Annotated in this window: 24 protein-coding genes and 1 pseudogene; 20 read left to right on the plus strand and 5 right to left on the minus strand. The window is 70.2% G+C overall.

What is annotated here, in order from left to right; all coding sequences use genetic code 11:
- Positions 1 to 147, plus strand: a pseudogene (locus B2K11_RS20705) (diaminopimelate epimerase); the annotation flags it as partial.
- A gap of 6 nt (positions 148 to 153) precedes the next feature.
- Here B2K11_RS20705 and B2K11_RS17900 read toward each other — a convergent pair.
- Entirely contained in the window at positions 154 to 801 is a 648-nt protein-coding gene (locus B2K11_RS17900; RefSeq protein ID WP_163620386.1) for a methyltransferase, read from the minus strand.
- 105 nt (positions 802 to 906) lie between these two features.
- Here B2K11_RS17900 and hflX point away from each other — a divergent pair, with 105 nt between their 5' ends.
- Entirely contained in the window at positions 907 to 2,424 is a 1,518-nt protein-coding gene (gene hflX, locus B2K11_RS17905; protein ID WP_163620388.1) for a GTPase HflX, read from the plus strand.
- Between the two features lie 305 nt (positions 2,425 to 2,729).
- Here the strand turns inward: hflX and B2K11_RS17910 are convergent, their stop codons facing one another.
- Positions 2,730 to 4,745, minus strand: coding sequence for a prolyl oligopeptidase family serine peptidase (locus tag B2K11_RS17910; protein ID WP_163620390.1), 2,016 nt, complete (start codon positions 4,743 to 4,745; stop codon positions 2,730 to 2,732).
- A 291-nt stretch (positions 4,746 to 5,036) separates the two neighbouring features.
- Here B2K11_RS17910 and B2K11_RS17915 point away from each other — a divergent pair, with 291 nt between their 5' ends.
- On the plus strand, positions 5,037 to 5,999 hold the full coding sequence (locus B2K11_RS17915) for a methylenetetrahydrofolate reductase (protein ID WP_163620392.1): 963 nt from the start codon (positions 5,037 to 5,039) through the stop codon (positions 5,997 to 5,999).
- A 93-nt stretch (positions 6,000 to 6,092) separates the two neighbouring features.
- A complete protein-coding gene (gene metE / locus B2K11_RS17920) occupies positions 6,093 to 8,423 on the plus strand; it encodes a 5-methyltetrahydropteroyltriglutamate--homocysteine S-methyltransferase (protein ID WP_163620394.1) in 2,331 nt (776 codons plus the stop codon).
- Here the strand turns inward: metE and B2K11_RS17925 are convergent.
- Positions 8,420 to 9,925 (minus strand): hypothetical protein, encoded by a 1,506-nt coding sequence (locus B2K11_RS17925; RefSeq protein ID WP_163620396.1) that lies wholly within the window; start codon positions 9,923 to 9,925, stop codon positions 8,420 to 8,422. The two genes, metE and B2K11_RS17925, sit on opposite strands and share 4 nt — an antisense overlap.
- 86 nt (positions 9,926 to 10,011) lie before the next feature.
- Positions 10,012 to 10,692, minus strand: a complete 681-nt coding sequence (gene lexA, locus B2K11_RS17930; RefSeq protein ID WP_163620398.1) for a transcriptional repressor LexA — start codon at positions 10,690 to 10,692, stop codon at positions 10,012 to 10,014.
- Positions 10,693 to 10,954: 262 nt separating this feature from the next.
- Here lexA and B2K11_RS17935 point away from each other — a divergent pair, with 262 nt between their 5' ends.
- From B2K11_RS17935 to B2K11_RS17960, 6 genes are all read left to right on the plus strand, one after another.
- The gene (locus B2K11_RS17935) at positions 10,955 to 11,407 is read left to right on the plus strand and encodes a LysM peptidoglycan-binding domain-containing protein (protein ID WP_163620400.1); all 453 of its coding nucleotides are present in this window, start codon (positions 10,955 to 10,957) and stop codon (positions 11,405 to 11,407) included.
- Between the two features lie 141 nt (positions 11,408 to 11,548).
- A complete protein-coding gene (locus tag B2K11_RS17940; RefSeq protein ID WP_163620402.1) occupies positions 11,549 to 12,643 on the plus strand; it encodes a histidinol-phosphate transaminase in 1,095 nt (364 codons plus the stop codon).
- Positions 12,640 to 13,248 (plus strand): imidazoleglycerol-phosphate dehydratase HisB, encoded by a 609-nt coding sequence (gene hisB, locus B2K11_RS17945; protein WP_163620404.1) that lies wholly within the window; start codon positions 12,640 to 12,642, stop codon positions 13,246 to 13,248. Before B2K11_RS17940 ends, hisB begins: the two co-directional genes overlap by 4 nt.
- Before the next feature lie 14 nt (positions 13,249 to 13,262).
- Complete coding sequence (gene hisH, locus B2K11_RS17950; protein WP_163620406.1) at positions 13,263 to 13,916, plus strand: imidazole glycerol phosphate synthase subunit HisH; 654 nt, start codon at positions 13,263 to 13,265, stop codon at positions 13,914 to 13,916.
- Between the two features lie 73 nt (positions 13,917 to 13,989).
- Positions 13,990 to 14,736 (plus strand): bifunctional 1-(5-phosphoribosyl)-5-((5-phosphoribosylamino)methylideneamino)imidazole-4-carboxamide isomerase/phosphoribosylanthranilate isomerase PriA, encoded by a 747-nt coding sequence (priA, locus tag B2K11_RS17955; protein ID WP_163620408.1) that lies wholly within the window; start codon positions 13,990 to 13,992, stop codon positions 14,734 to 14,736.
- The gene (locus tag B2K11_RS17960) at positions 14,720 to 15,532 is read left to right on the plus strand and encodes an SseB family protein (RefSeq protein WP_163620409.1); all 813 of its coding nucleotides are present in this window, start codon (positions 14,720 to 14,722) and stop codon (positions 15,530 to 15,532) included. The genes priA and B2K11_RS17960 overlap by 17 nt, the downstream gene beginning before the upstream one ends.
- Before the next feature lie 260 nt (positions 15,533 to 15,792).
- Here the strand turns inward: B2K11_RS17960 and B2K11_RS17965 are convergent, their stop codons facing one another.
- Positions 15,793 to 16,161, minus strand: coding sequence for a DUF1844 domain-containing protein (locus B2K11_RS17965; protein ID WP_163620451.1), 369 nt, complete (start codon positions 16,159 to 16,161; stop codon positions 15,793 to 15,795).
- A gap of 301 nt (positions 16,162 to 16,462) precedes the next feature.
- Between B2K11_RS17965 and infC the strand changes: the two genes are divergently transcribed.
- From infC to pheT, 10 genes are all read left to right on the plus strand, one after another.
- Positions 16,463 to 17,185, plus strand: a complete 723-nt coding sequence (infC, locus tag B2K11_RS17970) for a translation initiation factor IF-3 (protein ID WP_239526234.1) — start codon at positions 16,463 to 16,465, stop codon at positions 17,183 to 17,185.
- 70 nt (positions 17,186 to 17,255) lie between these two features.
- A complete protein-coding gene (gene rpmI / locus B2K11_RS17975; protein ID WP_163620411.1) occupies positions 17,256 to 17,450 on the plus strand; it encodes a 50S ribosomal protein L35 in 195 nt (64 codons plus the stop codon).
- Between the two features lie 30 nt (positions 17,451 to 17,480).
- Positions 17,481 to 17,864, plus strand: coding sequence for a 50S ribosomal protein L20 (gene rplT / locus B2K11_RS17980; protein ID WP_045297244.1), 384 nt, complete (start codon positions 17,481 to 17,483; stop codon positions 17,862 to 17,864).
- Between the two features lie 186 nt (positions 17,865 to 18,050).
- Positions 18,051 to 18,851, plus strand: coding sequence for an RNA methyltransferase (locus tag B2K11_RS17985; RefSeq protein WP_163620412.1), 801 nt, complete (start codon positions 18,051 to 18,053; stop codon positions 18,849 to 18,851).
- An 88-nt stretch (positions 18,852 to 18,939) separates the two neighbouring features.
- Entirely contained in the window at positions 18,940 to 19,737 is a 798-nt protein-coding gene (locus B2K11_RS17990; RefSeq protein ID WP_163620414.1) for an amino acid ABC transporter ATP-binding protein, read from the plus strand.
- An 81-nt stretch (positions 19,738 to 19,818) separates the two neighbouring features.
- Entirely contained in the window at positions 19,819 to 20,688 is an 870-nt protein-coding gene (locus B2K11_RS17995) for a glutamate ABC transporter substrate-binding protein (protein WP_163620416.1), read from the plus strand.
- An 82-nt stretch (positions 20,689 to 20,770) separates the two neighbouring features.
- A complete protein-coding gene (locus tag B2K11_RS18000) occupies positions 20,771 to 21,418 on the plus strand; it encodes an amino acid ABC transporter permease (protein ID WP_163620418.1) in 648 nt (215 codons plus the stop codon).
- A complete protein-coding gene (locus B2K11_RS18005; RefSeq protein ID WP_163620420.1) occupies positions 21,415 to 22,338 on the plus strand; it encodes an amino acid ABC transporter permease in 924 nt (307 codons plus the stop codon). Before B2K11_RS18000 ends, B2K11_RS18005 begins: the two co-directional genes overlap by 4 nt.
- Positions 22,339 to 22,394: 56 nt before the next feature.
- On the plus strand, positions 22,395 to 23,444 hold the full coding sequence (pheS, locus tag B2K11_RS18010; RefSeq protein ID WP_163620422.1) for a phenylalanine--tRNA ligase subunit alpha: 1,050 nt from the start codon (positions 22,395 to 22,397) through the stop codon (positions 23,442 to 23,444).
- A complete protein-coding gene (gene pheT, locus B2K11_RS18015) occupies positions 23,444 to 25,999 on the plus strand; it encodes a phenylalanine--tRNA ligase subunit beta (RefSeq protein ID WP_163620424.1) in 2,556 nt (851 codons plus the stop codon). Before pheS ends, pheT begins: the two co-directional genes overlap by 1 nt.
- The last annotated feature ends 82 nt before the right edge of the window (positions 26,000 to 26,081 follow it).

Here is a 26,081-nt window from a genome sequence, read left to right on the forward strand (position 1 = left end):
GCAGGCCCCGCGGCCCCCGACCACTGGGTCGTGGACGTTCCCGGCGGCACCCTCGGCGTGCGGATGCCGGAGGTCGCAGGCGAGCGGCACGTGCTGCTCTCCGGGCCCGCGACCCTGGTCTACACCGGCGAAGTCACGCTGGCCTGACGGCTCTCAGATCTCCGGCAGTGAGATGGGCTCGCTCTGGGGCGAGCCGTGGCGCCGGACCTTCAGCACGCGGAAGCCGCGGGCGGTGGCGGCACGGTAGACGCTGAAGCGGCGATCGAGCGTCGATGCGAGCCATCGCTGCAGGGAGTCCGAGCCGAGATTGCGCTGCACGACGAGCCAGGCGTCCGCCTGCTCGTCCAGGCGGGGAATCCACCGCTCGAGCAGGCCGTGCAGTTCGTTCTTGCCGACGCGGATGGGCGGATTCGAGCGGATCGTGCGGAACACGATGTCGTCGGGAACATCGTCGGGCAGCGCGGCGTTGACATTGTCGAGCCCGAGGTCGGCCGCATTTCGCCGCACGAGGTCCAGCGCTCGCTCGTTCACGTCGACGGCCCACACGGTCGCGTGCGGGGCGTCGAGTGCCAGGCTGAGTGCGATCGGTCCCCACCCGCAGCCGAGGTCGAGGAAGTTCCCGCCGGCCGGTGGCGGGGGAGTGTTCGACAGCAGCACCGCGGTTCCCGCGTCCACGTGGTCGGGGCTGAAGACGCCTCCGGCGGTCGTGACTTCGAGATCGCGTCCGGCGAGCGAGACGCGGATGCGGCGCAGGTTCTCGGGGCTGGCGGGCGTCGCACTGAAGTAGTGGTCGCTCCCCATGGCTGACGAGCCTAGCGGAGGTGCTCCCCGGGAGGGGAGCGTAGAATTCACGGATGCCGCGAACCGGCCGATGAGCGCCGGAAAACGGCATCCCGAAAGGAACACATGACGGATACGACGACACCCCAGAGCACCGACGAGACGCCGGTCGACCCGGTGGATCGCGTGCTGGCGCGCGCCGAAGCGCGCTCGGGGGTGCACGTCTTCGGAGCAGCCCAGGCGCTCCAAGACGAGACCACGATCGGGCGCGCAGACAGCGACGGCGAGCAGTGGGACCGCGAGGAGCGCGCGGCGCTGCGGCGCGTTCCTGGCCTGTCCACCGAGCTCGAAGACGTCACAGAGGTCGAGTACCGGCAGCTGCGACTCGAGAACGTCGTGCTGGTCGGCGTTCACGCGCAGGGCGAGACGGAGGATGCCGAGAACTCGCTGCGCGAGCTCTCGGCGCTCGCCGAGACCGCCGGCGCCGTCGTGCTCGACGGCGTGCTGCAGCGGCGTCCGCACCCGGACCCCGCGACCTACGTCGGCCGCGGCAAGGCCGAGGAGCTGCGCGACATCGTCGCCGCGGTGGGCGCGGACACCGTGATCGCCGACACCGAGCTCGCGCCCAGCCAGCGACGCGCGCTCGAGGACGTCGTCAAGGTCAAGGTGATCGATCGCACCACGGTGATCCTCGACATCTTCAGCCAGCACGCCAAGAGCCGGGAGGGCAAGGCGCAGGTCGAACTCGCCCAGCTCGAGTACCTGCTCCCGCGCCTGCGCGGCTGGGGTGACTCGATGAGCCGCCAGGCCGGTGGCCAGGTGGGTGCGGGCGGTGCGGGCATGGGCTCGCGCGGACCCGGTGAGACGAAGATCGAGCTCGACCGTCGCCGCATCCGCACGCGGATGGCGATGCTGCGGCGGCAGATCCGCGAGTTCACCCCCGCTCGCGACGCCAAGCGCGCCGAGCGCAAGCGGAACACCATCCCGTCGGTCGCGATCGCCGGGTACACGAACGCCGGCAAGTCGTCGCTGCTGAACCGGCTGACGAGCGCCGGCGTGCTGGTGGAGAACGCGCTGTTCGCGACGCTGGATGCCACCGTCCGGCGGAGCGAGACGAGCGACGGCCGCGTCTACACGCTCACCGACACCGTCGGGTTCGTGCGAAATCTCCCTCACCAGCTGGTCGAGGCATTCCGCTCGACGCTCGAGGAGGTCGGCGACGCCGACGTCATCGTCCACGTCGTCGACGGGTCGCACCCGGATCCCGCCGCCCAGCTCGCGACGGTTCGCGATGTGATCGGCGACGTCGGAGCGCGCGACGTCCCCGAGCTGATCGTGTTCAACAAGGCCGATCTCGTCGACGACGACACTCGTCTGCTGCTGCGCGGTCTCGAGCCGAAGGCGATCTTCGCGTCGTCGCGCACCGGCGAGGGCATCGACGAGCTGAGGACCGCGATCGAGGAGGCGCTGCCGCTGCCGGCGGTGGAAGTGCGCGCTCTCGTGCCGTACGACCGGGGCGATCTCGTGTCGGCCATCCACGAGCAGGGCATGATCCTCTCGCAGGAGCACGAGGAGGGCGGCACGGCGGTGCACGCCCGCGTGGGGCAGCATCTCGCCGCGCGCCTCGCGCCTTTCGAGGTCTAGAGCCCGCGTTCCCCGTCGGTGCAGGGCGTTTCGTCTCGCTCGTTCCTCGCTCGCTCAACGACCGGGACGCGAGGGCGAGGGCGTTTCGTCTCGCTCGTTCCTCGCTCGCTCAACGACCGGGACGCGAGGGCGAGGGCGTTCCGTCTCGCTCGTTCCTCGCTCGCTCAACGACCGGGACGCGAGGGCGAGGGCGTTCCGTCTTGCGCGTTCCTCGCTCGCTCGTCGACCGGACTCGGAGTCCGATCGACGAGCGAGCGAGGCTCCGACAGCGCCCGGCGACGACACGCCGGAGCGCGGCGGGCGTCTCACTCCAGCTCGAGCGGCGGCACCCCCGGCGTCTCGAAGCCGAGCACTTGGCCGAGGAACGCGAGCTCGGCCTCCATCGTGCGCACGAGGGTGTCGGCGCCGCGGAACCCGTGTCCTTCGCCCTCGAAGGCCAGATATGCGTGGGCGACGCCGTTCTTCGCGAGGGCGTCGCGCACCGCCTCCGACTGCGAGGGCGGCACGACCAGGTCCTCGAGGCCCTGCTCGATCAGCAGCGGCGTCCGCATCCGGTCGAGGTGCGTCAGCGGCGACCGCTCGACGTACAGCGCCTCGGCGGACGGGAGCGGCCCCACCATGCCGTCGAGGTAGCGGGACTCGAAGTCGTGGGTGTCTGCGGCGAGGCGCCGGAGATCCGCGACGCCGTAGCGACTGATGCCCGCGGCGAAGACGTCGGAGTTCGCGAGTGCGCACAGCACCGTCCAGCCACCGGCCGAGCCGCCGGCGATCGCGAGCCGACGGGCGTCGGCCGCACCTGATGCGGCGAGCCCCTGCGCCGCGGCCACGACGTCGTCGACGTCCACGACGCCCCACTGCCCGCGCAGACGCTCGCGGTAGGCGCGGCCGTACCCGCTCGAGCCGCCGTAGTTGACGTCGAGCACGCCGATGCCACGACTCGTCAGATAGGCGATCTTTCCGGATGCCGCGCCGCCGACATGGTCGGTCGGCCCGCCATGGACGAACACGACGTAGGGGGGCAGCTCGTCCTCAGGTCCCACCACGTCGGGGTTCGTGGGCGGGTAGTCGAAGGCGTGCACCGGGCCGTGCGGCCCGGGCATGGTGACCGCGCGGGCCTGCGGCATCCAGCCCGCGCCCCAGGGTGAGCTGCCGCCGGCTATCAGCCGCGTCGCGGCCGGGTCGTCGACGTCCAGCTCCCACAGTCCGGCGCCGCCGGAGCCCGCGCCGGAGACCAGCACGCGCTGTCCGCGGGCGTCCTCGATCGAGAGCCGCGTGACGGCGTCGAGCGGCAGGATGCGCGTGGACCCGCTGGGTGCGATCACCACGAGGTGGTCGGCGCCATTTGTGCGGGCGGCGACGACACGCCCGTCGTGCAGCGCGACGAACCAGCGGGTGCCGAGCACCCACAGCGGGCCGCCGGTGTCGGCGTCGGCGGGGGCGAACGGCTCGTGGTGCAGATCGGCCGTGAGGCGCAGGTGCCAGAGGTTCCATCTCCCGGTCGGGTCGTCGGCGTAGAGCAGGTCGTCGTCGCCGACCCACACCGGCTGCAACGGGGAATGGAAATCGCCGTCGGACGACTCGCCGCCGGCCACGGTGGTCCATTCCACGACCTCGCCGTCCTCGAGCCGGCCGATCCGAAGCTCGGCGCGGTCCCATGCCATGTGCGGATGATCCCAGGCGATCCACGCCAAGCGGGTGCCGTCGGGCGAGAGCGCGGGATGGGCGACGAAGTCGCTGCCGCCGGCCAGCGAGGTCAGTCGTGAGGGATGCTCTGCTGCCGAGCCGTCGAGCGGAACGTCGACGATGTCGCGCACCGGCGCGCCTCCCGCCGTGTGGTCTTCGCGCACGGCCAGCAGGCGGCCGTGCTGCAGCGTCAGCCCGCCGTAGCGGACATCGCCGGCGTCGGGCGTGAGCGGGCGCGGCTCCTCACCCGGGGCGAGACTCCAGATGCGCTGGTCGGCCTTCTCCACGAAGAGCAGCACACCATCGTCGTCGGCGGTCCAGGATCCGCCACCGTACTCGTGCACCCGCGATCGCGCACTCCACGGGGCGGGAAGGACATCCACGACGGCTCCGGATGCCTCCCGCCGGCGCACGGCGGAACGGCCGCCCTCCTCGGGCACCGACTCGCCCCACCACACGTCGCCGCTCCACACGTCGCCCCGCCGCACCCGGGCCGCCGCGCCGCCGGTCTCCCCGGCCAGCACCTCACCGGCGCCGACGAAGCGGGCGCCTTCGATGCGCGACGACCCAGCCGACACCTGCGCGGCGGAGATGGGGGATGGCCAGCTGCCATAGGGAAGAACATCGCGGGTCGTCACGCCCCCCACGCTACGACCAACGTGTGCGCGATGCGATCGAAACAGTACGTCACAGGCGGTTCCGCACGGACTTGCTCCGCTACCGTGGACGCATCGACGCCCGGTCGTCCGCGAGGACGCCCCCCGAACCTCGGGGTTGCCGGGCAGGAGCGACAGCCGAGCCCGGCACCCGCCCGCGATGACACCCCTTCTGCCTCGCATGTCCTGAACAGCGCGGCGGAGGCGAGGTGCCGCGGCCGCCCGGGTCCTCCCGTTCGGCTGAGCCCGATTCCGATCCTGAGAAGCAGGCCCATGTCCATCGACCTGAGCACTCCTCCCGTGCCGATCTCGTTCGAGGTGTACCCGCCCCGATCCGAGGCCGGTGTCGCCGCGCTGCATGAGACCATCCGCCATCTGGCGTCGGTGGACCCCAGGTTCATCTCCGTCACGTACGGCGCGGGCGGATCCACCGGCGGTCGGTCCCTGGAGCTCCTGACCCACATCCTCCGCGAGACCCACGTCGAGCCGCTCGCCCACCTGACGTGCGTGGGAAACACCTACGCGGGCGCCAACACGCTGATCCGGGAGTTCCTGGATGCCGGCATCACGAGCTTCCTCGCCCTGCGCGGCGACCCGCCGGCGGGGGCATCCGAGGACGACGTGTTCCTGGGCGACCTCCGCAGCGCCGGCGAGCTCGTGCAGCTGATCGACCGGGTGCAGGCGGAGCGCGAGCCGTACACCGAGGCGCCCATCTCGGGCGTGCCCGGTGCGGTGCGGGTCGAGAAGCGGCCCCGGGTCGACATCGCGGTCGCCGCGTTCCCCAACGGTCACCCCCGCTCCCGGCACGCGTTCGAGGACATCGACGCGCTCCTCGCGAAGCAGGCGGCGGGCGCCACCCTCGCGATCACTCAGCTGTTCTTCCACGCCGACGACTACCTCGCGTTCGTGGCGCGTTCGCGCGACGCCGGCGTCAGCATCCCGATCCTGCCCGGCATCATGCCGATCACCTCGAGCACCCGGCTGCGGCGCGTGCTCGAGCTCAGCGGCGAGGCGCTTCCGGCCGACCTCGCGATCGCGCTCGACGTCGAGCCCACGGTCGAGGGGCAGCGCGACATCGGCATCGCCCATGCCGCTCGTCTCGCCCGCGAGGTCGTCGACGGCGGTGCCCCCGGCATCCACCTGTACGCGTTCAACAACCACGACACGGTCCTCGACGTGCTGCGTGAAGCCGGCGTGCTCGCCTCGGCGACGCGAATGCCCGACGCCGTCCACTGACCCGGACGCCGCAATCCGTCGGATGCCCCGATGGTCTCTTCGGCGACCCCGAAAACCCCACTCCGAGATGAACGAAGCGAAAGAGAGAGCACGATGACCGAACCCCGTAGCACCTTCCCCCACGGCACGATCCTGGGCTATCCCCGGATCGGGCGCCGCCGCGAGCTGAAGCGCGCGGTCGAGGCGTACTGGTCCGGAGAGACCGACGCCGAGACCCTCGAGCAGACGGCGGCCGGACTGCGCCGCGCGACGCGCGAGCGCCTCGCCGAACTCGGCCTCGGCCGCGACGACTCGTCGATCCCGGAGTCATTCTCGTTCTACGACCAGGTGCACGACGCGGCCGTCACGGTCGGCGCGCTGCCCTACCGGTTCGCCGCGCTCCGCGATGCCGACGGCGGCATCGGCCTCGACGCGTACTTCACGGCCGCGCGCGGTGCGGGCGAGGACGCCCCCCTCGAGATGACCAAGTGGTTCGACACGAACTACCACTACCTCGTGCCCGAGGTCGGCCCCGAGACGGTCTTCACCCTCTCGAGCGACCGCTTCGCGCGCCAGGTGGCAGAGGCGAAGGCTGACGGATTCACCGTTCGCCCGGTGATCGTGGGCCCGGTGACGCTCCTCGCGCTCGCGAAGGCGACGGATGCCGCGCCCCAGGGCTTCGACCCACTCAGCCGGCTCGACGACCTGCTGCCGGTGTACGCGGAGCTGCTGGCGAGTCTGCGGGCCTCGGGCGCTGAGTGGGTGCAGCTGGACGAGCCTGCGCTCGTCAGCGAGAGTCTGCCGGCCGACGCGGCCGCACTGGCGGATGCCGCGGCCCGCGCATATGCGGCGCTGGGTGTGCGTGGCGACCGGCCCGCGATCCTCGTCGCGGCCGGCTACGCGCAGCTGTCGACCGAGGCGTGGCCCGCGCTCGCGGCCGCTCCCATCGAGGCGGTCGCCATCGATCTGACCCGCGGTGCGGTGCCCGAGGCTGTGCCCGGCCTGGACCGCAAGACGCTCGTGGGCGGGGTCGTCGACGGACGCAACGTGTGGCGAGGCGATCTCGACGGCGCGTGGGAGCGGCTGCAGGCGCTGCACGCACTCGGAGCGTCGGAGATCAGCGTGGGCACCTCCACCTCGCTGCAGCATGTGCCGCACGACGTCGAGGACGAGACGACGCTCGATCCGCGCCTCGCGACGTGGCTGGCGTTCGCCGACCAGAAGGTCGGGCAGGTGGTGACGCTCGCGCGAGGCCTGGTCGACGGCCGCCTCGCCATCGCGGAGGCTCTGGCCGAGGCATCCGCCGCCCTCGCCGACCGTCGCAATGCGCCGGGCGTACGCGACGGTGCGGTGCGGGAGCGGGCGTCGGTGCTCGCCGCGGACGACTTCGCCCGCGGGAGCTACGACGATCGAGTCGCCGCGCAAGAGGCCGAGCTCGCCCTCCCCGTTCTGCCGACGACCACGATCGGATCGTTCCCGCAGACCGGCGACATCCGCCGCGCGCGTGCGCGGCACGGCCGCGGCGAGCTCAGCGCCGACGAGTACGAGAGCTTCCTGCGCGACGAGATCGCGCAGGTGGTGACGCTGCAGGAGGACATCGGCCTCGACGTCCTGGTGCACGGCGAGGCCGAGCGCAACGACATGGTGCAGTACTTCGCCGAGAACCTCGAAGGCTTCGCCGTCACCGAGAACGGCTGGGTGCAGTCGTACGGCTCGCGGGCCACCCGCCCGTCGATCCTCTGGGGCGATGTCGCACGCCCCGCGGCGATCACCGTCGCGTGGTCGGCGTTCGCGCAGTCCCTCACCGACAAGCCGATGAAGGGCATGCTGACCGGCCCGGTGACGATCCTGGCGTGGTCGTTCGTCCGCGACGACCAGCCGCTGGGGGAGACCGCGAACCAGGTCGCCCTCGCCCTCCGCGACGAGATCGCCGACCTCGAGGGGGCCGGCATCCGCGTCATCCAGGTCGACGAACCGGCGCTGCGCGAACTCCTGCCGCTCAAGCGCGCCGACCAGCCCGCCTACCTGGAGTGGTCGGTCGGCTCGTTCCGCCTCGCGACCGCCGGCGCGGCCCCGGCTACGCAGGTGCACACCCACCTCTGCTACTCGGAGTTCGACGCCGTGATCGACGCGATCGCGGCGCTGGACGCCGACGTGACCTCGATCGAGGCCGCGCGCAGCCGCGGCGAGGTGATCGGAGACATCGCCACGTCCGGCTTCGCCGCCGGCATCGGACCCGGTGTCTACGACATCCACTCGCCGCGTGTGCCGTCGGTGGATGAGATCGCCGAGCTCCTCGACCGCACGGTCGCTGAGCTGCCGCTGCGCCGCGTCTGGGTCAACCCGGACTGCGGGCTGAAGACGCGCGGGTACGACGAGACCGTCGCGTCGCTCAAGAACCTCGTGGCGGCGACGCAGGCGGTGCGCGCGGCCGTTCCGGCCTAGGAGCCCTTCTTCGATCCGGGTGCCGCGGCCGCATCGGTCGCGGCATCCGGATCGATCACGAGGGTGTCGGCGTCGGGGTCGGTCGTCGGGGACTCGTCGGCGAGCAGGATCTCCACCGTGGGATTCGCGTCGTCGTCCCCGATGGGTACGCCGCTGTAGAGCAGGTCCGCGTCGCCGACTGCGGCCGCCTCCTCGGGGCGGCGCTGCAGCAGTTCGAGGACCCAGGCGACGCCGAATGCGACGACGGCCACGAGCACGATGTCGCCGACCGACAGCGGCCGCAACAAGAAGAGCCAGATCACCGCGAGCACGGCGATGAGGGTCCGCACCAGGACGCGCTGCCGGCCGAGCCACAGCCCGAACGAATCGGTGTCGAGTCCTCGCGCGGCCAGTTCGCGCCGCCCCGACGCATTCATGCTGTCGATGGCGCTGCGCAAGCCGCGTGCCGGAGCCGACCTGCCGGTCACCCAGCCCAGAATCGCGATGAAGACACCGAGGAACGCGGCGACGAGCGCGGTCTGCTGCATGTTGCCGACCAGCTGCTCGTAGATGACGTTCAGCGCATCGGGTGAGAGGCCGAGCACCCCCGCCGTGACGCCCATGGCGGAATCGCCGATCGCGAGCATGATGGCCAGGGCCACGCCGCCGAGGGCGAATCCGATGCCCGTCCCGAGGACGGCGGCGCTGCGGCGGCGGGCGATCAGGATGCCGAAGCCGAACAGCGCGATCGCGATGATCGGCAGCCAGAGTCCGAGCGTGTTCGCGGCGGCGTAACCGGTGCGGATCGTCGCGAGGTTGTCGCCTTCGCCGAGGATGATGACGCGATCGACGGCGGGGATCAGCTCAGCGGCACCCAGGCCCCGATCGATGAGGTTCTGCTTCACACGCTCGACGACCGCGCCCAACTGGATCCCCACGCCCTCGTCGGTGCGGACGATGAGTCCGCCGCCGTCGGAAGTGGACACGCCCACCAGGGCGCGATGGGCGGCGCGCGTCGCGGTGGCCCACACTTCAGCGAAGGCATCGGACTCGACCACTCGCGTGACCGTCGTCGTCACGAGGCTCTCGAGGCCGTTGGCAGCCGGCGCCTCCAGGAGCTGGAGGGCGTCGGCGGCGCGGGGCGGCAGTCCGAGGCCGGCGATGCCGTCGAAGACGTCCGCAGTGATCTGGTCGAAGTCGACCTGGGCGTTGACCGCCTCCATGGACTCGTCGATGATCATCGACTGCACCGCGGGATCGTCCACCAACGGTGCCAGCGTGGCGACGAAGGCGTCCTCGTCGGTCAGCTGTACACGGGCCCACGCGCCGACGATCGACACCGGGACGAGGATGGCCGCGATGGTGATGCACAGGGCCGAGAGCAGCGAACGCCACCATCCACTGCGAGTGCGTGAGGGGGGTGCGACCTCGTCCGGAGCGACCACGCCCCGCCGGAGTGCTTCGTTCTCGGCCCGCAACGCGGCGAGTTCGGCCTGCAGGTCGACGGTGACTGGCTCGCTCATGAGGCCTCCTCTAGCCGGATGCACTCATTGTGTCGTAGATGCCACGTCCGGCATCACCCATTCCGAATGAATTCGTCCGACGCCGTTCAGACGGCGCGCAGCACCGCCACGACCTTGCCGAGCACCGTGGCCTCATCGCCGAGGATCGGCTCGAACGCGGAGTTGCGCGGGAGCAGCCAGGTGTGGCCGTCGCGCTGGCGGAACGTCTTGACGGTGGCCTCGCCGTCCAGCATCGCGGCCACGATCTCACCGTTGTCGGCCGTCGCCTGCGAGCGGACGACGACCCAATCGCCGTCGCAGATCGCGGCGTCGATCATCGACTCGCCCGAGACCTTCAGCATGAAGAGGTCGCCCTTGCCCACGAGCTGCCGGGGGAGCGGGAAGATCTCCTCGACCTGCTGCTCGGCCGTGATCGGAACGCCGGCGGCGATGCGCCCGACGAGAGGGACGAGGGCCGCATCGCCCACGGAGGGCGAGGCGTCCGCCGGGCTCTCGGTCGCCGTGCCGGGCAGGTCGATCAGCACTTCCATCGCGCGCGTCTTGCCCGCATCGCGCCGCAGATAGCCGCTCAGTTCCAGCTGGTTGAGCTGGTGCGTGACGCTGGAGAGCGACTTCAGGCCGACGGCGTCGCCGATCTCCCGCATGCTGGGCGGGTAGCCGTGGCGCGCGATGGAGCGCTGGATCACCTCGAGGATCGCCAGCTGCTTGTCGCTCAGGCTCTTGCGCCGACGAGTCTGGGGCTTCTCGCGCCCGGCCGCGTCGCTCATCTTCCGGCTCCGTCCTGCGCCCGGCGAGGAGCGCTGTTTCTTCGAATGTCGGAGGCCCGTGGTGGGGTTCTCGTATCGAAACCGTATCCGGATAGCGGGCTTCTGGGGAACATCTCAGCCGCGTGTCGCGTTCGAGAGATCGCCGTCCTGAACCGGTATTGACATCGTACAGACTCGAAGATAGCTTCGGAAGAGAGATTCGCATTCGCCGCTCCCGGCTGAGTGGTGAATGCGAATCTCTCCCCATCACGAGGAGCCCAGCATGACCGCGATCGACTTCACGACCTCCGTCCCGTCGCCGTCCCGCGCCGCGCGTGTCGCGGCGCAGCGCGTGAACAGCTCGGCACGACAGTTCGCCGCCGGCGCGGCTGCGCAGGCCTCGTCCGGGCGGTCCACACGGCTCCGCCTCACCCTGCGCGGGCGTCGGGTGCTGGCCGTCCTCGCGGCGCTGCCGGCCGTGATCGCGCTGAGCGCTGCCGTGATCGGCGGGGGAGCGGCACTCGCCTCCCGTGACGCGGGCGCCCCGGCGGGCTCCTTCAGCACGATGACGGTGGCTGCCGGCGACTCGCTGTGGAGCATCGCCGAAGAGGTCGCGCCCGAGCACGATCCGCGCGATGTGGTCGATGAGATCGTGCGGCTGAACGCTCTCGACACCGTGGTGGTTCAGGCCGGCCAGAGCATCGCGATCCCTGCGGCGTACGGCGACGGCCGCTGAGGCGGTCGCGTTCGGTCGAGCCGGCACTGGCGGCCGCTCACACGACGCTCGCGGGGGCCGCCCCGCGCGGTTCGCGAGCCAGCCCGATCTCCCGATCTCCTGACGTCACGCGGCGCCGGCACAGCCGGCCACGGGCCTAGCATGGGAGAGGTGAGTGCACGTCTCGAAGACCTCCCCTTGCGCACCGATCTCCGCGGTCAGAAGCCGTACGGTGCCCCGCAGGCGCCGTTGCCGGTAGCCCTGAACGTGAACGAGAACACGCATCCGGTTCCGGCGGAGGTCGCGGACGACATCCTCGACTCGATCGCCCGGGCGCTGAGCGACGTGAACCGCTACCCCGACCGCGAGTTCACCGCACTGCGCGAGGGCTTCGCCGACTATCTGGGTCACGGTCTGACGCGCGACGAGATCTGGGCCGCCAACGGCTCGAACGAGGTTCTGCAGCACATCCTGCAGGCCTTCGCGGGACCGGGTCGGACGGCATTCGGGTTTGCACCCACGTACTCGATGTACCCGCTGCTCACCCGTGGCACGGGCGCCGAGTGGATCTCGGGCACCCGATCGGCGGAGTATTGGATCACGGCGGACGATGCGGCATCCCAGATCGCGGATGCCGCGCCCGACGTCGTGTTCCTGTGTTCGCCCAACAACCCCACCGGCACCCCGCTCGGGCTCGACGTCGTCGAGGCCGCCTATGAGGCGACCGACGGGATCGTGATCGTGGACGAGGCCTATTTCGAGTTCGCCCCGCACGACGAGCGGTCGGCGCTGACCCTGCTGCCGGGCCGTGAGCGGCTCGTGGTCTCGCGCACGATGAGCAAGGCCTTCGCCTTCGCTGGCGCGCGCGTCGGATACATGGCCGCCGACCCCGCGCTCATCGACGCACTCCGGCTGGTGCGCCTGCCCTACCACCTGAGTGCGCTCACACAGGCCGCCGCGACGGCCGCGCTGCGCCACGCGCCCATCATGCTCGGCATGGTCGACGAGATCGTCGCGCAGCGCGACCGCATCTCGGCGACGGTCGAGGCGCTGGGCTACACGCCGCACGAGACGTGGACGAACTTCGTCCTGTTCGGGGGAGTGACCGATCCCGCTGCCGTCTGGCAGGCGCTCTACGACCAGGGCGTGCTCATCCGCGACGTCGGCATCCCCGCGCATCTGCGGGTGACGGCGGGGACGGCCGATGAGACCACGGCCTTCCTCGACGCGCTGGCCTCGGTAGGATCGGCGGCATGAGCGCCGCACCACGCACCGCCGAGCTGCGACGGGCGACGAGCGAGTCGACCGTCGAGCTCGAACTCGATCTGGACGGCACCGGCCGCAGCCGGATCGACACGACCGTGCCGTTCTTCGACCACCTGCTGACGGCGTTCGCGAAGCACTCGCTGACCGATCTGACGGTGCGCGCATCGGGCGACACCGACATCGACGCCCACCACACGGTCGAAGACATCTCGATCGTGCTCGGCCAGGCGATCCGCCAGGCGCTCGGCGACAAGTCTGGCATCGCGCGCTACGGCGACGCGCTGGTTCCGCTCGACGAGGCGCTGGCCCAGTCCGTCGTCGACATCAGCGGCCGCCCCTACCTCGTCCATGAGGGCGAGCCCGCGGGCTTCGAGCACCACCTCATCGGCGGTCACTTCACGGGTTCGCTGGTGCGGCACACGTTCGAGGCGATCGCGTACAACGCCGCCCTCACGGTGCACGTGCGCGTGCTCTCGGGGCGCGACCCCCACCACATCGCGGAGGCCGAGTACAAGGCCTTCGCGCGGGCCTTCCGTCAGGCGAAGGCGCTCGACCCGCTGGTCGAGGGCATTCCCAGCACGAAGGGCGCCCTGTGAGCGAAGGCGTGCCCATGGAAGGCGACCGGCCGGTCGTCGCGGTCCTCGATTACGGTTCCGGGAACGTGCACTCGGCCGTGAAGGCGCTCATCGCCGCCGGCGCCGACGCGCGGCTGACCGCCGACCGCGGCCTCGTCGGCGACGCCGACGGGCTCTTCGTGCCCGGTGTGGGCGCGTTCCGCGCCGTCGCCGAGGCGCTGCGGGCCAGCCGCGGCGACGAGCTCATCGAACGCCGTCTCGCCGGCGGACGTCCGGTGCTGGGCGTCTGCGTCGGCATGCAGATCTTCTTCGAGCGCGGCGTGGAGCGCGGCGTCGACACCGAGGGGCTCGGCGAATGGCCGGGGGTCGTGACCGAGCTCGACGCTCCCGTTCTGCCCCACATGGGGTGGAACACCGTCGAGCCGGGTGAGGGCAGTCGCCTCTTCCGCGGCATCGAGCACGAGCGGTTCTACTTCGTCCACTCCTTCGCCGCGCAGAAGTGGCTGCTCGACGTGCAGCCGCCGTTCCCCGAGCCGGTCCTGACATGGTGCGATTACGGCACGCCGTTCCTCGCCGCCGTCGAGAACGGACCGCTGTCCGCCACCCAGTTCCATCCCGAGAAATCGGGAGATGCCGGCATCCGCCTGCTGACGAATTGGATCGACGGGCTTCGCAGGGCTACCCTCTGAGACCGTGCCATCTGCGGGAGCGCGTGCTTCCCGGATCCGCCACCCACAGCTTTCGATGCCTGAGCCAGGAGCCATGAACGATTTCGCGTCCACACCCAAACTCGTCCTCCTGCCCGCCGTCGACGTCGCCGACGGCAAGGCCGTCCGCCTGACGCAGGGCGAGGCGGGCACCGAGACGAGCTACGGCGATCCCGTCGACGCTGCGCTGGACTTCGCGCGGCAGGGCGCCGAGTGGATCCACCTCGTCGACCTGGACGCCGCCTTCGGCCGCGGCAGCAACGCCGGGGTGCTCCGCAAGGTCATCAAGCAGGCCAAGGGCGTGCAGGTCGAGCTGTCGGGCGGAATCCGCGACGACCGCACCCTCGAGGCGGCGCTCGAGAGCGGTGCCTCCCGCATCAACCTCGGCACCGCGGCGCTCGAGAACCCCGAATGGGCCGCCGACGTCATCGGCCGTTACGGCGACGCGATCGCCGTGGGCCTCGACGTGCGGGGCACCACGCTGGCCGCCCGCGGGTGGACCCGTGAGGGCGGCGACCTGTGGACGGTCCTCGACCGGCTGGAGTCGGCGGGCTGCAGCCGTTACGTGGTCACCGACGTCACCAAGGACGGCACCCTCCAGGGTCCGAACCTCGATCTGCTGCGGGAGCTGACCTCGCGCACGCCGAAGCCGATCGTGGCGTCCGGCGGTGTGTCGAGTCTCGACGACATCGCCGCGCTCCGGGACCTCGTGCCCCTCGGTGTCGAAGGTGCGATCGTGGGCAAGGCGCTGTACGCCGGCGCGTTCACGCTCGCCGAGGCGCTGGATGTCGCCGGATACTGACCCTCACGCCGCCGGCCACGGTCAGGGGCAGGGTCACGGTCATGGACACGGCGGCGACTCCGCGGGCGTGCCCTGGGAGGGACGCAGCTTCCAGGCCAACCCGCACGCCTCGGACGACGGCTCGGCCGATCCCGCACTCCTCACCGCGCTCATGGCGTTCCGCGCAGGCTCGGGCAGCCAGCGCGAGGTGATCGACGCCTACCGCTCCGCGCGGCTGCTGATCCCGCTCGTCGCCGAGAAGGGCGAGCACGGCATCGGCGCACATGGCCTCGAGGTCGACAAGACGCAGGAGCTGTCGATCGTCACCGTCGCCGCGCCCGACGGGCGTCGCGTGCTGCCGGTCTTCTCGTCGGTCGATGCGATGGGACGATGGGATGCCGCGGCGCGGCCGGTTCCCGCCGACGGCGTCCGCACCGCGCTGTCGGCCGCCGCCGACGACACCGACCTGATCGTGCTCGACCCGGGATCGGACACCGAGTTCGTCATCCGTCGTCCGGCGGTCTGGGCGATCGGCCGAGGACAGCCCTGGGAGCCGAGCTTCCTCTCGCCGGAGGTGTTCACCGGCTTGCACGAGAGCATCGGGGGAGAGCTCGCGGTCATCGACCTCGCCGTGGAGCCCGGCGACCCCGACGCCCGCCTCCGCGGGCCCGAGCTCGTGGTGCGCCTGCACCTCATGGACGGCCTCGAGAAGGCCGAGCTCGATGCGGTGCTCGCGCGGCTCGCCGCGCGTTGGGCTGCCGACGACCGCATCGCGGTGCTCGTGGACTCGCTCACCGTGAAGCTCGTCCGCGCCTGAGACGCGACGTATCTCACGGCACGCTTCGCCGCCCTCCCTGCGACGGCACCGACGCCGAGGCTGCGTCGGACGGTCGACGCTGGGGCGCGCGGGGTGGTCGCGCTGGGCATCGGCGGGCGAGCCGGCATCGCCCGTCCTCCGGGTACAGCTAGCGGGCGCTGATCATGTGGTCCGTGTCCCGAAATCCGCCATTTGGACACCCGGTCGCGGCCGAATCCGGGACATGAAGGCTGGAAAGCGGGACACGATCGCGGGTGTGGTCAGGTGACCGGGCCGGTCCACTTCTCGCCCGGACCCTTGCCGATCGGGTCGGGGATCACGGATGCCTCGCGGAAGGCGAGCTGCACCGAGCGCAGGCCATCGCGCAGCGAGCGGGCGTGCATGTCGCTGATCTCGGGGGCGCCTGCCGTGATGAGGCCGGCCAGGGCGTTGATGAGCTTGCGGGCCTCGTCCAGGTCGGTCTGCGTCGCGGGATCGTCGGCGAGCCCGACCTTGACGGCGGCGGCGCTCAGCAGGTGCACGGCGGCGGTCGTGATGACCTCGACGGCCGGCACCTCGGCGATGTCGCGCGAGGCCGATGCGGCCGCGCGCTCCTGCTCCTCCCAGCGGGCTTGACGCTCGGCATCCACCGCCGTCGTGCTCGTCGTTTCGCCGTCCTGGTCTCGAATCGTGTCCACGCCGTACTCTCTGATAGACTGCTGCGGTCTCCGGTACGTTCTGTACCGGATCGGAAAGTGGATCACATCCCACCCGCGCTTGCCGTTCCAGGCTACCGGGTCATGCACTCCGCCCCGACCGTCCTGCGGCCACGCAGAAACGGGAGGGGTAGCCGCCAGGGCAACCGCGCGGGAGCTCCGTCACCGGAGAGGGTGCAGGAAGTCGGCGCTCGAAGCGTCTGACGGGTGGAATGGATCTTCCTCCGCCCGCGACATGAACATGTGTCGCGGTGGTCCAGCCCATAAACCCAAGGAGTTCCGCATCAGCGATCCCCGCACCAACGACCGCATCCGCGTCCCCGAGGTCCGCCTCGTCGGACCCGCGGGTGAGCAGGTCGGCGTCGTCCGCATCGAGGTGGCACTGCGCCTGGCCCAGGAGGCCGACCTCGATCTCGTCGAGGTGGCCCCGAACTCGAAGCCCCCCGTGGTCAAGATCATGGACTACGGCAAGTTCAAGTACGAGGCTGCGCAGAAGGCCAAGGAAGCGCGTCGCAATCAGGCGAACACCGTCCTCAAGGAGGTCCGGTTCCGTCTGAAGATCGAGGCCCACGACTACATCACCAAGCTCAAGCGCGCCGAGGGCTTCCTCCAGGCGGGCGACAAGGTCAAGGCGATGATCCTGTTCCGTGGCCGCGAGCAGTCGCGCCCGGAGCAGGGTGTCCGTCTCCTCCGCAAGTTCGCGGAAGACGTCGCCGAGTTCGGCACGGTCGAGTCGAACCCGACGATCGACGGTCGCAACATGGTGATGGTGGTCGCCCCGCACAAGAACAAGTCCGAGGTGAAGACCGAGCAGAACGCGCAGCGTGCCGCCAACAAGGAGGCAGCGCGTTCCGCCCGCAACGGCAGTGGCCCTCAGGGCGACGCCGACTCGGACAGCTCCGACACCGCGGCCGAGACAGCCCCGGCCGCCGAGTCCGAGACCGCCACGGCCGAATAGGCCCCACAGACTCCCGCACCGCGGGATACCGACTCCCGCCTGGGCGGGAAGTGAAACGAAGGAAGAAGAGATGCCGAAGCAGAAGACCCACTCGGGCGCCAAGAAGCGCTTCAAGGTCACAGGCAGCGGGAAGCTCATGAAGCAGCAGGCGAACCTTCGCCACAACTTCGAGGGCAAGTCCAGCCGCCGCACCCGTCGCCTGTCGCAGGAGCAGGTCCTCGCGAAGGGCGACGCCAAGGTCGCCAAGAAGCTCCTCGGTATCTGAGCGCCGACGCAGGAATAGGAATCAATCGAAATGGCTAGAGTCAAGCGGGCCGTCAACGCCCACAAGAAGCGTCGCGTCATCCTTGAGCGCGCCTCCGGTTACCGGGGCCAGCGCTCGCGTCTGTACCGCAAGGCGAAGGAGCAGGTCACCCACTCGCTCGTCTACGCGTACCGCGACCGTCGCAAGCGCAAGGGCGACTTCCGCCGTCTGTGGATCCAGCGCATCAACGCCGCTGCCCGTCAGAACGGCATCACGTACAACCGCTTCATCCAGGGCCTCGGCCTCGCGGGTGTGCAGGTCGACCGTCGCATGCTCGCCGAGCTCGCGGTGAACGAGCCCAAGACGTTCGCGTCGCTCGTCCAGACCGCCAAGAAGGCACTGCCCGAGAACGTCAACGCTCCGAAGAGCGCCTGACCCTCGGCATACGCTGTCTCGAAAGAGGCGCCCTCCTCACGGAGGGCGCCTCTTTTCGTCTCGACGGGACGCCGTCCGCGCAGAATGCGTGCCGGGGGACGGTCCCCACGCCCTCTCCCGACGCCGCTGGCGCGTCGTCCGGAGCCTCGGGGCGCGTGGGCCCAGCCGCGACCCTAGACTGATGCCGTGCTCGAGAACCCTCGCTCTCCGCGTGTCCGCGCCGTCGCGAAGCTGACCAAGCGCAGCGCGCGGCAGGAGACCGGGCTCTTCCTCCTCGAAGGGCCGCAGGCCGCGCGCGAGGCGCTGGCGTACCGGCCGGACACCCTCGTGGAGCTGTTCGCGACGCCGTCGGCGCTCGAGAGGCACGTGGATGTGCGCGATGCCGCGAAGGATGCCGGCCTCGAGGTGGTCTACACCACCGAAGCCGTGCTCGATGCGATGGCCGACACGGTGACGCCGCAGGGGATCGTCGCGGTGGCACGGCAGTCGCCGACGTCGCTGCGCGACATCTTCGCGGCCAGGCCCCGGCTCGTCGCGATCTGCGAGGAGGTCCGCGACCCGGGCAACCTCGGCACCATCATCCGCGCGGCCGACGCCGCAGGAGCAGACGCGGTCATCCTCACCGGCCGCACCGTCGACCCGTACAATCCGAAGGTGGTGCGCGCCACGACCGGTTCGCTCTTCCACGTGCCGGTCGCCGTCGGCGCCGATCTCGCCTCGGCTGTCGAGAAGGCACGCGCCGCCGGCGTTCGCGTCATCGCCGCCGACGTCGGGGGAGGAGACTTCCTCGCCGCGCGCGACGTGCTCGCCGAGCCGACCGCCTGGCTCTTCGGCAACGAGGCCCGCGGGCTCGACGACGAGGCGCTGGCGCTCGTCGACCTCTCGCTGCGGCTGCCGATCTACGGTGCCGCCGAGTCGCTGAACCTGGCGACGGCCGCCAGCGTATGCCTCTACGAGACCGCGTTCGCGCAGCGCGCCGCCGGCTGAGCGGCTCTCGTTCCGACCCTGTTACGGATCGGTAAAGGCTCGCGGGTCCACTGGCAGTGGGTCGCCGCTCGCCCCTAGGGTGAGGGACATGGCGACACCTGATGCCCCGGCGCCGGCGCCCCGGACTTCCAACATCTCGGTGCGACGAGGTGAGCCGCTCGTGGTCGTGGACCACGTCGACAAGCACTTCGGCGACCTGCATGTCCTGAAGGACATCAACACGGTGGTGAATCGAGGCGAGGTCGTCGTCGTCATCGGTCCCTCGGGCTCCGGCAAGTCGACGCTCTGCCGCGCGATCAACCGACTCGAGACGATCGACTCGGGCACGGTCACCATCGACGGAGCGAAGCTCCCGGAAGAGGGTCGAGCCCTCGCCACGCTTCGTGCGGACGTCGGCATGGTGTTCCAGTCGTTCAATCTTTTCGCGCACAAGTCCGTTCTCGAGAACGTCACGCTCGGTCCCATCCGCGTGCGCGGCATGAAGAAGAAGGCGGCCGACGAGAAGGCCATGGCATTGCTCGACCGGGTCGGCGTGGCTAATCAGGCAAAGAAGATGCCGAGCCAGCTGTCCGGCGGTCAGCAGCAGCGCGTCGCGATCGCCCGGTCGCTCGCGATGGATCCGAAGCTGATCCTCATGGATGAGCCGACGAGCGCCCTCGACCCGGAGATGATCAACGAGGTCCTCGACGTGATGATCGGCCTCGCCGCCGACGGCATGACCATGATCGTCGTCACGCACGAGATGGGGTTCGCCCGCAAGGCGGCTGATCGCGTGCTGTTCATGGCGGACGGCGCGATCGTGGAAGAGGCGACGCCCGACGAGTTCTTCACCAACCCGCAGAGCGACAGGGCGAAGGACTTCCTGTCCAAGATCCTCGAGCACTGATCCGTACGTCCGGTCGTCGCCCAAAAGCGGCCGGGATCCGAGAGGCCGTCACGAGCGGTCCCCACAGCAAAGGACGAAAACATGAAGCGAATGCGACTTCCGCTGATCGCGCTGGCAGCCGCCGGTGCGCTCGCGCTGTCGGCGTGCGCCACCGGTGGCACGCCGGGCGGCGAGGAGACGACGACTCCTGAGCCCGAGCCCACGTTCGAGGCCGGCACGACGATGGCCGAGCTCGCCGAGGCCGGCTCGATCACCATCGGCACCAAGTTCGACCAGCCGCTGTTCGGCCTCAAGGGCCCGTCGGGCGACCCCGAGGGCTTCGACGTCGAGATCGGCAAGATCATCGCGTCCGAACTCGGCATTGCCGAAGAGGGCATCGAGTGGAAGGAATCGGTCTCGGCCAACCGCGAGCCGTTCATCCAGAACGGTGAGGTCGACCTCGTCGTCGCGACCTACACGATCAACGACAAGCGCAAGGAGGTCGTCTCCTTCGCCGGTCCGTACTACATGGCCGGACAGTCGATCCTGGTGCTCGCCGACAACGAGGACATCGAGAGCGAAGACGACCTCGTCGGACAGCCCGTCTGCTCGGTGACCGGCTCGACGCCTGCTGCCAAGCTGGCCGAGATCGGCGCAGAGCCGGTGCTCACCGACACCTACTCGAACTGCCTTGAGCCGCTGCGCAGCGGCGCCGTCGTCGCGGTCTCGACCGACAACGTCATCCTCGCCGGTCTCGCCGCGCAGAACGAGGGCGAGTTCAAGGTCGTCGGAGAGCCCTTCACCGAAGAGCCGTACGGCATCGGCGTCACGCTCGAAGACACCGAGTTCCGTATGTGGATCAACGACGTGCTCGAGGAGGCGTACGAGGACGGCCGCTACGAGGAAGCCTGGAACGCGACGGCCGGCACCGTGCTGCCGTTCGTCGATCCGCCGGCACCCGATCGGTACTGATTGATCCGGATGCCTCGGGCCGCGCCCCGGCCCGAGGCATCCGATCCCCTGACCTGACTTCGATGCTCACGAGAGGAGGCGCATGGAACAGCTCTGGTCGCTGATGCCGACGTTCTTCGAGGGCTTCCGCGTGACTCTCCTGCTGCTCGCGGTCGCGGGTGTGCTCTCGCTCATCCTCGGCACGCTCATCGCGGCGATGCGGATCTCACCCGTCGCCGCGCTTCGCGGGTTCGCGGCGTTCTGGACCGAGATCGCCAGGAACACCCCGCTGACGCTTGTCTTCATCTTCACGATGTATGTGCTGCCGATGCTCGGCGTCCGACTGCCGTTCATCATCCTGGCGCTCGTCGCCCTCACCTATTACACGTCGCCGTTCGTCGCCGAGGCCCTGCGATCCGGCATCAACGGCGTGCCGGTCGGGCAGGCCGAGGCGGCCCGCAGCATCGGGCTGGGATTCGGGCAGACGGTCTCGCTGGTCGTCCTGCCACAGGCGTTCCGCATGACGATCCCGCCCCTCATCAACGTCTTCATCGCGCTCACCAAGAACACCTCGGTGGCCGGTGGCTTCTTCGTCCTCGAGCTCTTCGGGACGACCCGGCAGCTCGCGAACGACAACGGGAACATCGTCATCCAGATCCTCATCACCGCAGCCGTCCTCTACCTCGTCATCACGGTCCCGCTCGGCTTCCTCGCCGGGCGGCTCGAGCGGCGCTGGGTGGTGCAGCGATGAGCGCACCGAGCGTCCTCTTCGATGCGCCGGGCCCGAAGGCCAGGCGACTGTCGCTGATCCTGTCGATCGTCGCTCTGGTCCTGCTCATCGCGGGAGCCGTGTGGGTGGTCCTGACGCTGGCTGCGCCGCGCGACTCCGGCGGCATCACGCTTCCCGGCATGTTCGACGGCACCCGCTGGGATATCTTCATCGACCCGGTCGTCTGGGGCTTCATCCTGGAGGGTGTCGTTGCGACTTTGCAGGCGGCGGCGATCGCGGCGGTAGGGGCCATCGCCCTCGGCATCGTGCTGTCGCTCATGCGCAGCTCCCGCATCGCGTGGGTGCGGGTGCCGACCGCAGTGGTGATCGAGTTCTTCCGTGGGATGCCAGTCCTGCTGATGATGCTGTTCATCCTGCTGGTGGCCTCGACCGGCGCTTTCTGGGCGGTTGTGATCGCGCTGATCCTGTACAACGGCACGCTGATCGGCGAGATCCTGCGTGCCGGCCTCGTGGCCCTGCCGCGCGGACAGCGCGAAGCGGCGCTGAGCGTCGGCATGCGCGAGTTCCAGTCCAAGATGCTGGTGGAGTTCCCACAGGCGTTCCGGCAGATGCTGCCGATCATCATCGCGCAGCTCGTGGTGCTGCTCAAGGACACCTCGCTCGGCTACATCGTCGGCTACGAGGAGATCATCCGCAAGAACATGAACATCCTCGGCAGCTTCTACGGCAACCGCTATCTTTTCTCGCTGTTCGTCGTGACGCTGTGCATCTACCTGGCCATCAACTTGACCCTGTCGTGGTTCGCGCGGTGGCTGGCGCGTCGCACGGCGAGCGGGGGGACCCGCATCAAGCGGGGCACGAAGGTCACCGACCCCACCGCTCCCGGTGCGCTGCTCGAGGTCGAGGCCAAGGCCGACCTCCAAGGTCCACCACCGCGCTGAGCGGCTCCGAGGATAGGCGCGGAGGCGACGGTCCGCCGTCGGTAGACTCGACTCTCGTGTCAGACGCTGCTGAGAACACCGAGATCACGCCCGAGGCGGTGAACGCCGCCGTCGACGCCGCCCTCGCCGCGATCGCCGGCTCGGCAGACACCGCGGCGTTGAAGGCCGCACGGTCCGCGCACGCCGCCGAGGGTTCGCCGCTGGCGAAGCTCAACGCGCGCCTGCGCGACGTGCCGAACGACAGGAAGGCCGAGTTCGGCAAGCTCGTCGGCCAGGCTCGCGGCCGGGTGAACCAGGCGTTCGCGACGCGCGAAGCGGAGCTCGCCGCGGCGGAGACGGCCGCTCAGCTCCAAGCCGAGCGCGTGGACATCACCGCATTGGCCGCTCGCGCGCGCGTCGGGGCGCGGCATCCGATCTCCCTGCTCCAGGAGCAGATCGCCGACATCTTCGTGGGGATGGGCTGGGAGATCGCGGAGGGTCCCGAGCTCGAGCACGAGTGGTTCAACTTCGACGCGCTGAACTTCGACGTCGACCACCCGGCGCGTCAGATGCAGGACACGTTCTTCATCGACCCGGTGGAGCGCCATCTCGTCATGCGCACGCACACGAGTCCCGTCCAGGTGCGCTCGATGCTCGAGCGCGACCTGCCGCTCTACGTGCTGTGCCCGGGCCGCGTCTACCGCACCGACGAGTACGACGCGACGCACCTGCCGGTGTTCACCCAGTTCGAGGGCATCGTCGTCGACAAGGGCATCACGATGGCGCATCTCAGGGGCACTCTCGACCACGCCGCCAAGGTGCTGTTCGGCCCCGAGGCGAAGACGCGGTTCCGCGCGAACTTCTTCCCCTTCACCGAGCCTTCGGCCGAGCTCGACCTCTGGCACCCCACCTTCAAGGGCGGCGCCCGATGGATCGAGTGGGGCGGGTGCGGGATGATCAACCCGAACGTGCTCCGAGCGGCCGGGATCGACCCCGAGGAGTACTCGGGCTTCGCGTTCGGCATGGGCGTCGAGCGGACGCTCATGTTCCGCAGCGATGTCCAGGACATGCGCGACATGGCCGAGGGCGATGTCCGCTTCAGCGAGCAGTTCGGAATGGTGGTCTGATGCGCGTCCCGCTCTCATGGTTGCGTGAGTACGTCGACGTTCCGGCGGATGCCTCGCCCGAGGACGTCCTCGCGGCGCTCGTGCGCGTCGGGTTCGAAGAGGAGGACGTCCACCGCTTCGAGCTGCAGGGTCCCATCGTCGTCGGCGAGGTGCTCGAGTTCGTCGAGGAGCCGCAGTCCAACGGCAAGACGATCCGCTGGTGCCAGGTGCGCGTCGCGCCAGACGGCGAGACCGCGGCCGACGGCGGCGAGGCGGTGCACGGCATCGTGTGCGGTGCCCGCAACTTCTTCGCCGGCGACAAGGTCGTGGTGACGCTTCCGGGCGCCGTGCTTCCGGGACCCTTCCCGATCGCCGCACGCAAGACGTACGGCCATGTGTCGGACGGCATGATCGCCTCCGCCCGCGAGCTCGGGCTCGGGGAGGAGCACAACGGCATCCTGCGGCTCGTCGAGCTCGGCATCGACGCGCCCGTCGGCACCGACGCGATCTCACTGCTGGGCCTCGACGACGTCGCCGTCGAGATCAACGTGACACCCGACCGCGGCTACGCGCTGTCCATCCGCGGTGTCGCACGCGAGTACTCGCATTCGACCGGTGCCGCGTTCCGCGACCCTGCGGAGCGACCGTGGGACGAGGTCGCGCCGGGCCAGGGGTTCGCCGTCACCGCCGACGATCTCGCCCCGATCCGCGGTCGCGCCGGCGTCACCGAGTTCGTGGCGCGCGTCGTGCGCGACGTCGATCCGACGAAGCCCACGCCGGCATGGATGATCGCGCGCCTGTCGCTCGCGGGCATCCGTTCGCTCGGCATCCTGATCGACATCACGAACTACGTGATGCTCGAGCTCGGCCAGCCCATCCACGGCTACGACCTCGACAAGCTGCAGGGCGGGATCACGGTGCGCCGCGCCACCGCCGGCGAGAAGCTCGAGACGCTCGACGGCAAGGTGCGCACGCTCCACCCCGAAGACCTCCTGATCACGGACGAGTCCGGGCCGATCGGTCTGGCCGGTGTCATGGGCGGCGGCGCCACCGAGATGAGCGATACGACCCGCAACGTGCTCATCGAGGCCGCCACGTTCGACACCGTGTCGATCGCACGCACGGCTCGTCGGCACAAGCTGCCGAGCGAGGCGTCCCGTCGCTTCGAGCGCGGCGTCGACCCGCTCGTGCCGTTCGTCGCCGCCCGCCGCGTCGCCGAACTGATGGAGGAATACGCCGGGGGCACGAGCGACGACACCTTCGGCGCCGCGCTCTTCGCCGAAGTGTTCATGCCGGGCATCGAGCTTCCGCCGCTGTTCGTCCAGCACCTCATCGGCGTCGACTACACGCCCGGGCAGATCGAGGCGGCGCTGCGTCTCATCGGCTGCGAGGTCGTGCCCAACGAGGACGACGCCGCCGGCTGGCAGGTCATCCCGCCGTCGTGGCGCCCCGACCTCACCGACAAGTGGACGCTCGCCGAGGAGGTCGCCCGCATCGAGGGCTACGACCGCATCCCGTCGGTGCTGCCGCTGCCACCGTCGGGTCGCGGCCTCACCGCCGCCCAGCAGGGCCGGAGCCGGGTGGCCAACGCGCTCGCCGCCGCCGGCTACGTCGAGACGCCGTCCTTCGGATTCACCACCGAGGAGCAGAACGACCTGCACGGCTCGCCGTCGGGTGAGCACCTGCCCAGCGTCAAGCTCGCCAACCCGCTCGACGGCCAGTCGCCGTTCCTGCGCCGCTCGCTCGTGCCGGGGCTGCTGCAGGTCGCGCACCGCAACGTGGCGCGCGGGCTGACCGACCTCTCGCTGTTCGAGACCGGTGTCGTGTTCCTTCCCGAGCCAGGGGTGCAGTACGGCACGCCGCACGTGCCGCCGCTCGCGGTGCGCCCGGATGCCGCCACCCTCGCCGAGCTCGACGCCTCGATCCCGCCGCAGCACCGGCACATCGCCGTGCTGCTCACGGGCAACCTCGTGACGAAGCAGCCCGGGGTCGCGCCGGTGACCGCCGGGCTCGGCGACGCGCTCGACGCCGTCCGCACCATCGCCGCGGCCGCGGGCGTCACGATCGACGTCGTGCAGGGCGAGCGGGCGGCGCTTCACCCCGGCCGCACTGGCGTGCTGTCGGTCGCCTCGACGACCTCGGCGACCGGCGTCGAGGTGGGCTACGTCGGCGAGCTGCTGCCGGGTGTGGCGGAGGCATCCGATCTTCCCGGTCGTGTGATCGTCGCCGAACTGGATCTCGATCTCGTGCTGTCCCTGGCGGGCGAGAAGGTCGTCGCCGCGTCGCTGTCGGGCTTCCCCGCCGCGACCCAGGACGTGTCGCTCGTGCTGCAGGCCGACGTGCCGGCCGCCGAGGTGCAGGCGGCGCTCACCGAGGGCGCGGGGGAGCTGCTGGAGTCCGTGCGGCTGGTCGACGACTATCGCGGCCAGGGTGTATCGGAGGGGCAGAAGAGCCTGACATTCGCGCTGCGCTTCCGCGCCGCCGACCGCACGCTCACGGCCGCCGAGGCGAGCGAGGCCAGGCTGGCCGGCGTCGCCGTGGCGTCCGAGCGCTTCGGAGCAACGCTGCGCGAGTAGGCGCCCGCAGGCCGCGCAGATTGGTCGAGAGCCCGTGCTCACACTGAACGCCCACGTTCTGAACCGAGAACGACGTGGGCTT

The sequence above is a fragment of the Microbacterium sp. B35-30 genome (assembly GCF_010634855.1).
In the GTDB taxonomy this organism is placed as follows: domain Bacteria; phylum Actinomycetota; class Actinomycetes; order Actinomycetales; family Microbacteriaceae; genus Microbacterium.

Excerpts from the sequence above, each read along its gene's own strand:
- B2K11_RS17900 (WP_163620386.1), bottom strand. The coding sequence starts at position 801 with ATGGGGAGCGACCACTACTTCAGTGCGACGCCCGCCAGCCCCGAGAAC.
- hflX (WP_163620388.1), top strand. The coding sequence starts at position 907 with ATGACGGATACGACGACACCCCAGAGCACCGACGAGACGCCGGTCGAC.
- B2K11_RS17915 (WP_163620392.1), top strand. The coding sequence starts at position 5,037 with ATGTCCATCGACCTGAGCACTCCTCCCGTGCCGATCTCGTTCGAGGTG.
- metE (WP_163620394.1), top strand. The coding sequence starts at position 6,093 with ATGACCGAACCCCGTAGCACCTTCCCCCACGGCACGATCCTGGGCTAT.
- B2K11_RS17925 (WP_163620396.1), bottom strand. The coding sequence starts at position 9,925 with ATGAGCGAGCCAGTCACCGTCGACCTGCAGGCCGAACTCGCCGCGTTG.
- lexA (WP_163620398.1), bottom strand. The coding sequence starts at position 10,692 with ATGAGCGACGCGGCCGGGCGCGAGAAGCCCCAGACTCGTCGGCGCAAG.
- B2K11_RS17935 (WP_163620400.1), top strand. The coding sequence starts at position 10,955 with ATGACCGCGATCGACTTCACGACCTCCGTCCCGTCGCCGTCCCGCGCC.
- B2K11_RS17940 (WP_163620402.1), top strand. The coding sequence starts at position 11,549 with ATGGGAGAGGTGAGTGCACGTCTCGAAGACCTCCCCTTGCGCACCGAT.
- hisB (WP_163620404.1), top strand. The coding sequence starts at position 12,640 with ATGAGCGCCGCACCACGCACCGCCGAGCTGCGACGGGCGACGAGCGAG.
- hisH (WP_163620406.1), top strand. The coding sequence starts at position 13,263 with ATGGAAGGCGACCGGCCGGTCGTCGCGGTCCTCGATTACGGTTCCGGG.
- priA (WP_163620408.1), top strand. The coding sequence starts at position 13,990 with ATGAACGATTTCGCGTCCACACCCAAACTCGTCCTCCTGCCCGCCGTC.
- B2K11_RS17960 (WP_163620409.1), top strand. The coding sequence starts at position 14,720 with ATGTCGCCGGATACTGACCCTCACGCCGCCGGCCACGGTCAGGGGCAG.
- infC (WP_239526234.1), top strand. The coding sequence starts at position 16,463 with ATGAACATGTGTCGCGGTGGTCCAGCCCATAAACCCAAGGAGTTCCGC.
- rpmI (WP_163620411.1), top strand. The coding sequence starts at position 17,256 with ATGCCGAAGCAGAAGACCCACTCGGGCGCCAAGAAGCGCTTCAAGGTC.
- rplT (WP_045297244.1), top strand. The coding sequence starts at position 17,481 with ATGGCTAGAGTCAAGCGGGCCGTCAACGCCCACAAGAAGCGTCGCGTC.
- B2K11_RS17990 (WP_163620414.1), top strand. The coding sequence starts at position 18,940 with ATGGCGACACCTGATGCCCCGGCGCCGGCGCCCCGGACTTCCAACATC.
- B2K11_RS17995 (WP_163620416.1), top strand. The coding sequence starts at position 19,819 with ATGAAGCGAATGCGACTTCCGCTGATCGCGCTGGCAGCCGCCGGTGCG.
- B2K11_RS18000 (WP_163620418.1), top strand. The coding sequence starts at position 20,771 with ATGGAACAGCTCTGGTCGCTGATGCCGACGTTCTTCGAGGGCTTCCGC.
- B2K11_RS18005 (WP_163620420.1), top strand. The coding sequence starts at position 21,415 with ATGAGCGCACCGAGCGTCCTCTTCGATGCGCCGGGCCCGAAGGCCAGG.
- pheT (WP_163620424.1), top strand. The coding sequence starts at position 23,444 with ATGCGCGTCCCGCTCTCATGGTTGCGTGAGTACGTCGACGTTCCGGCG.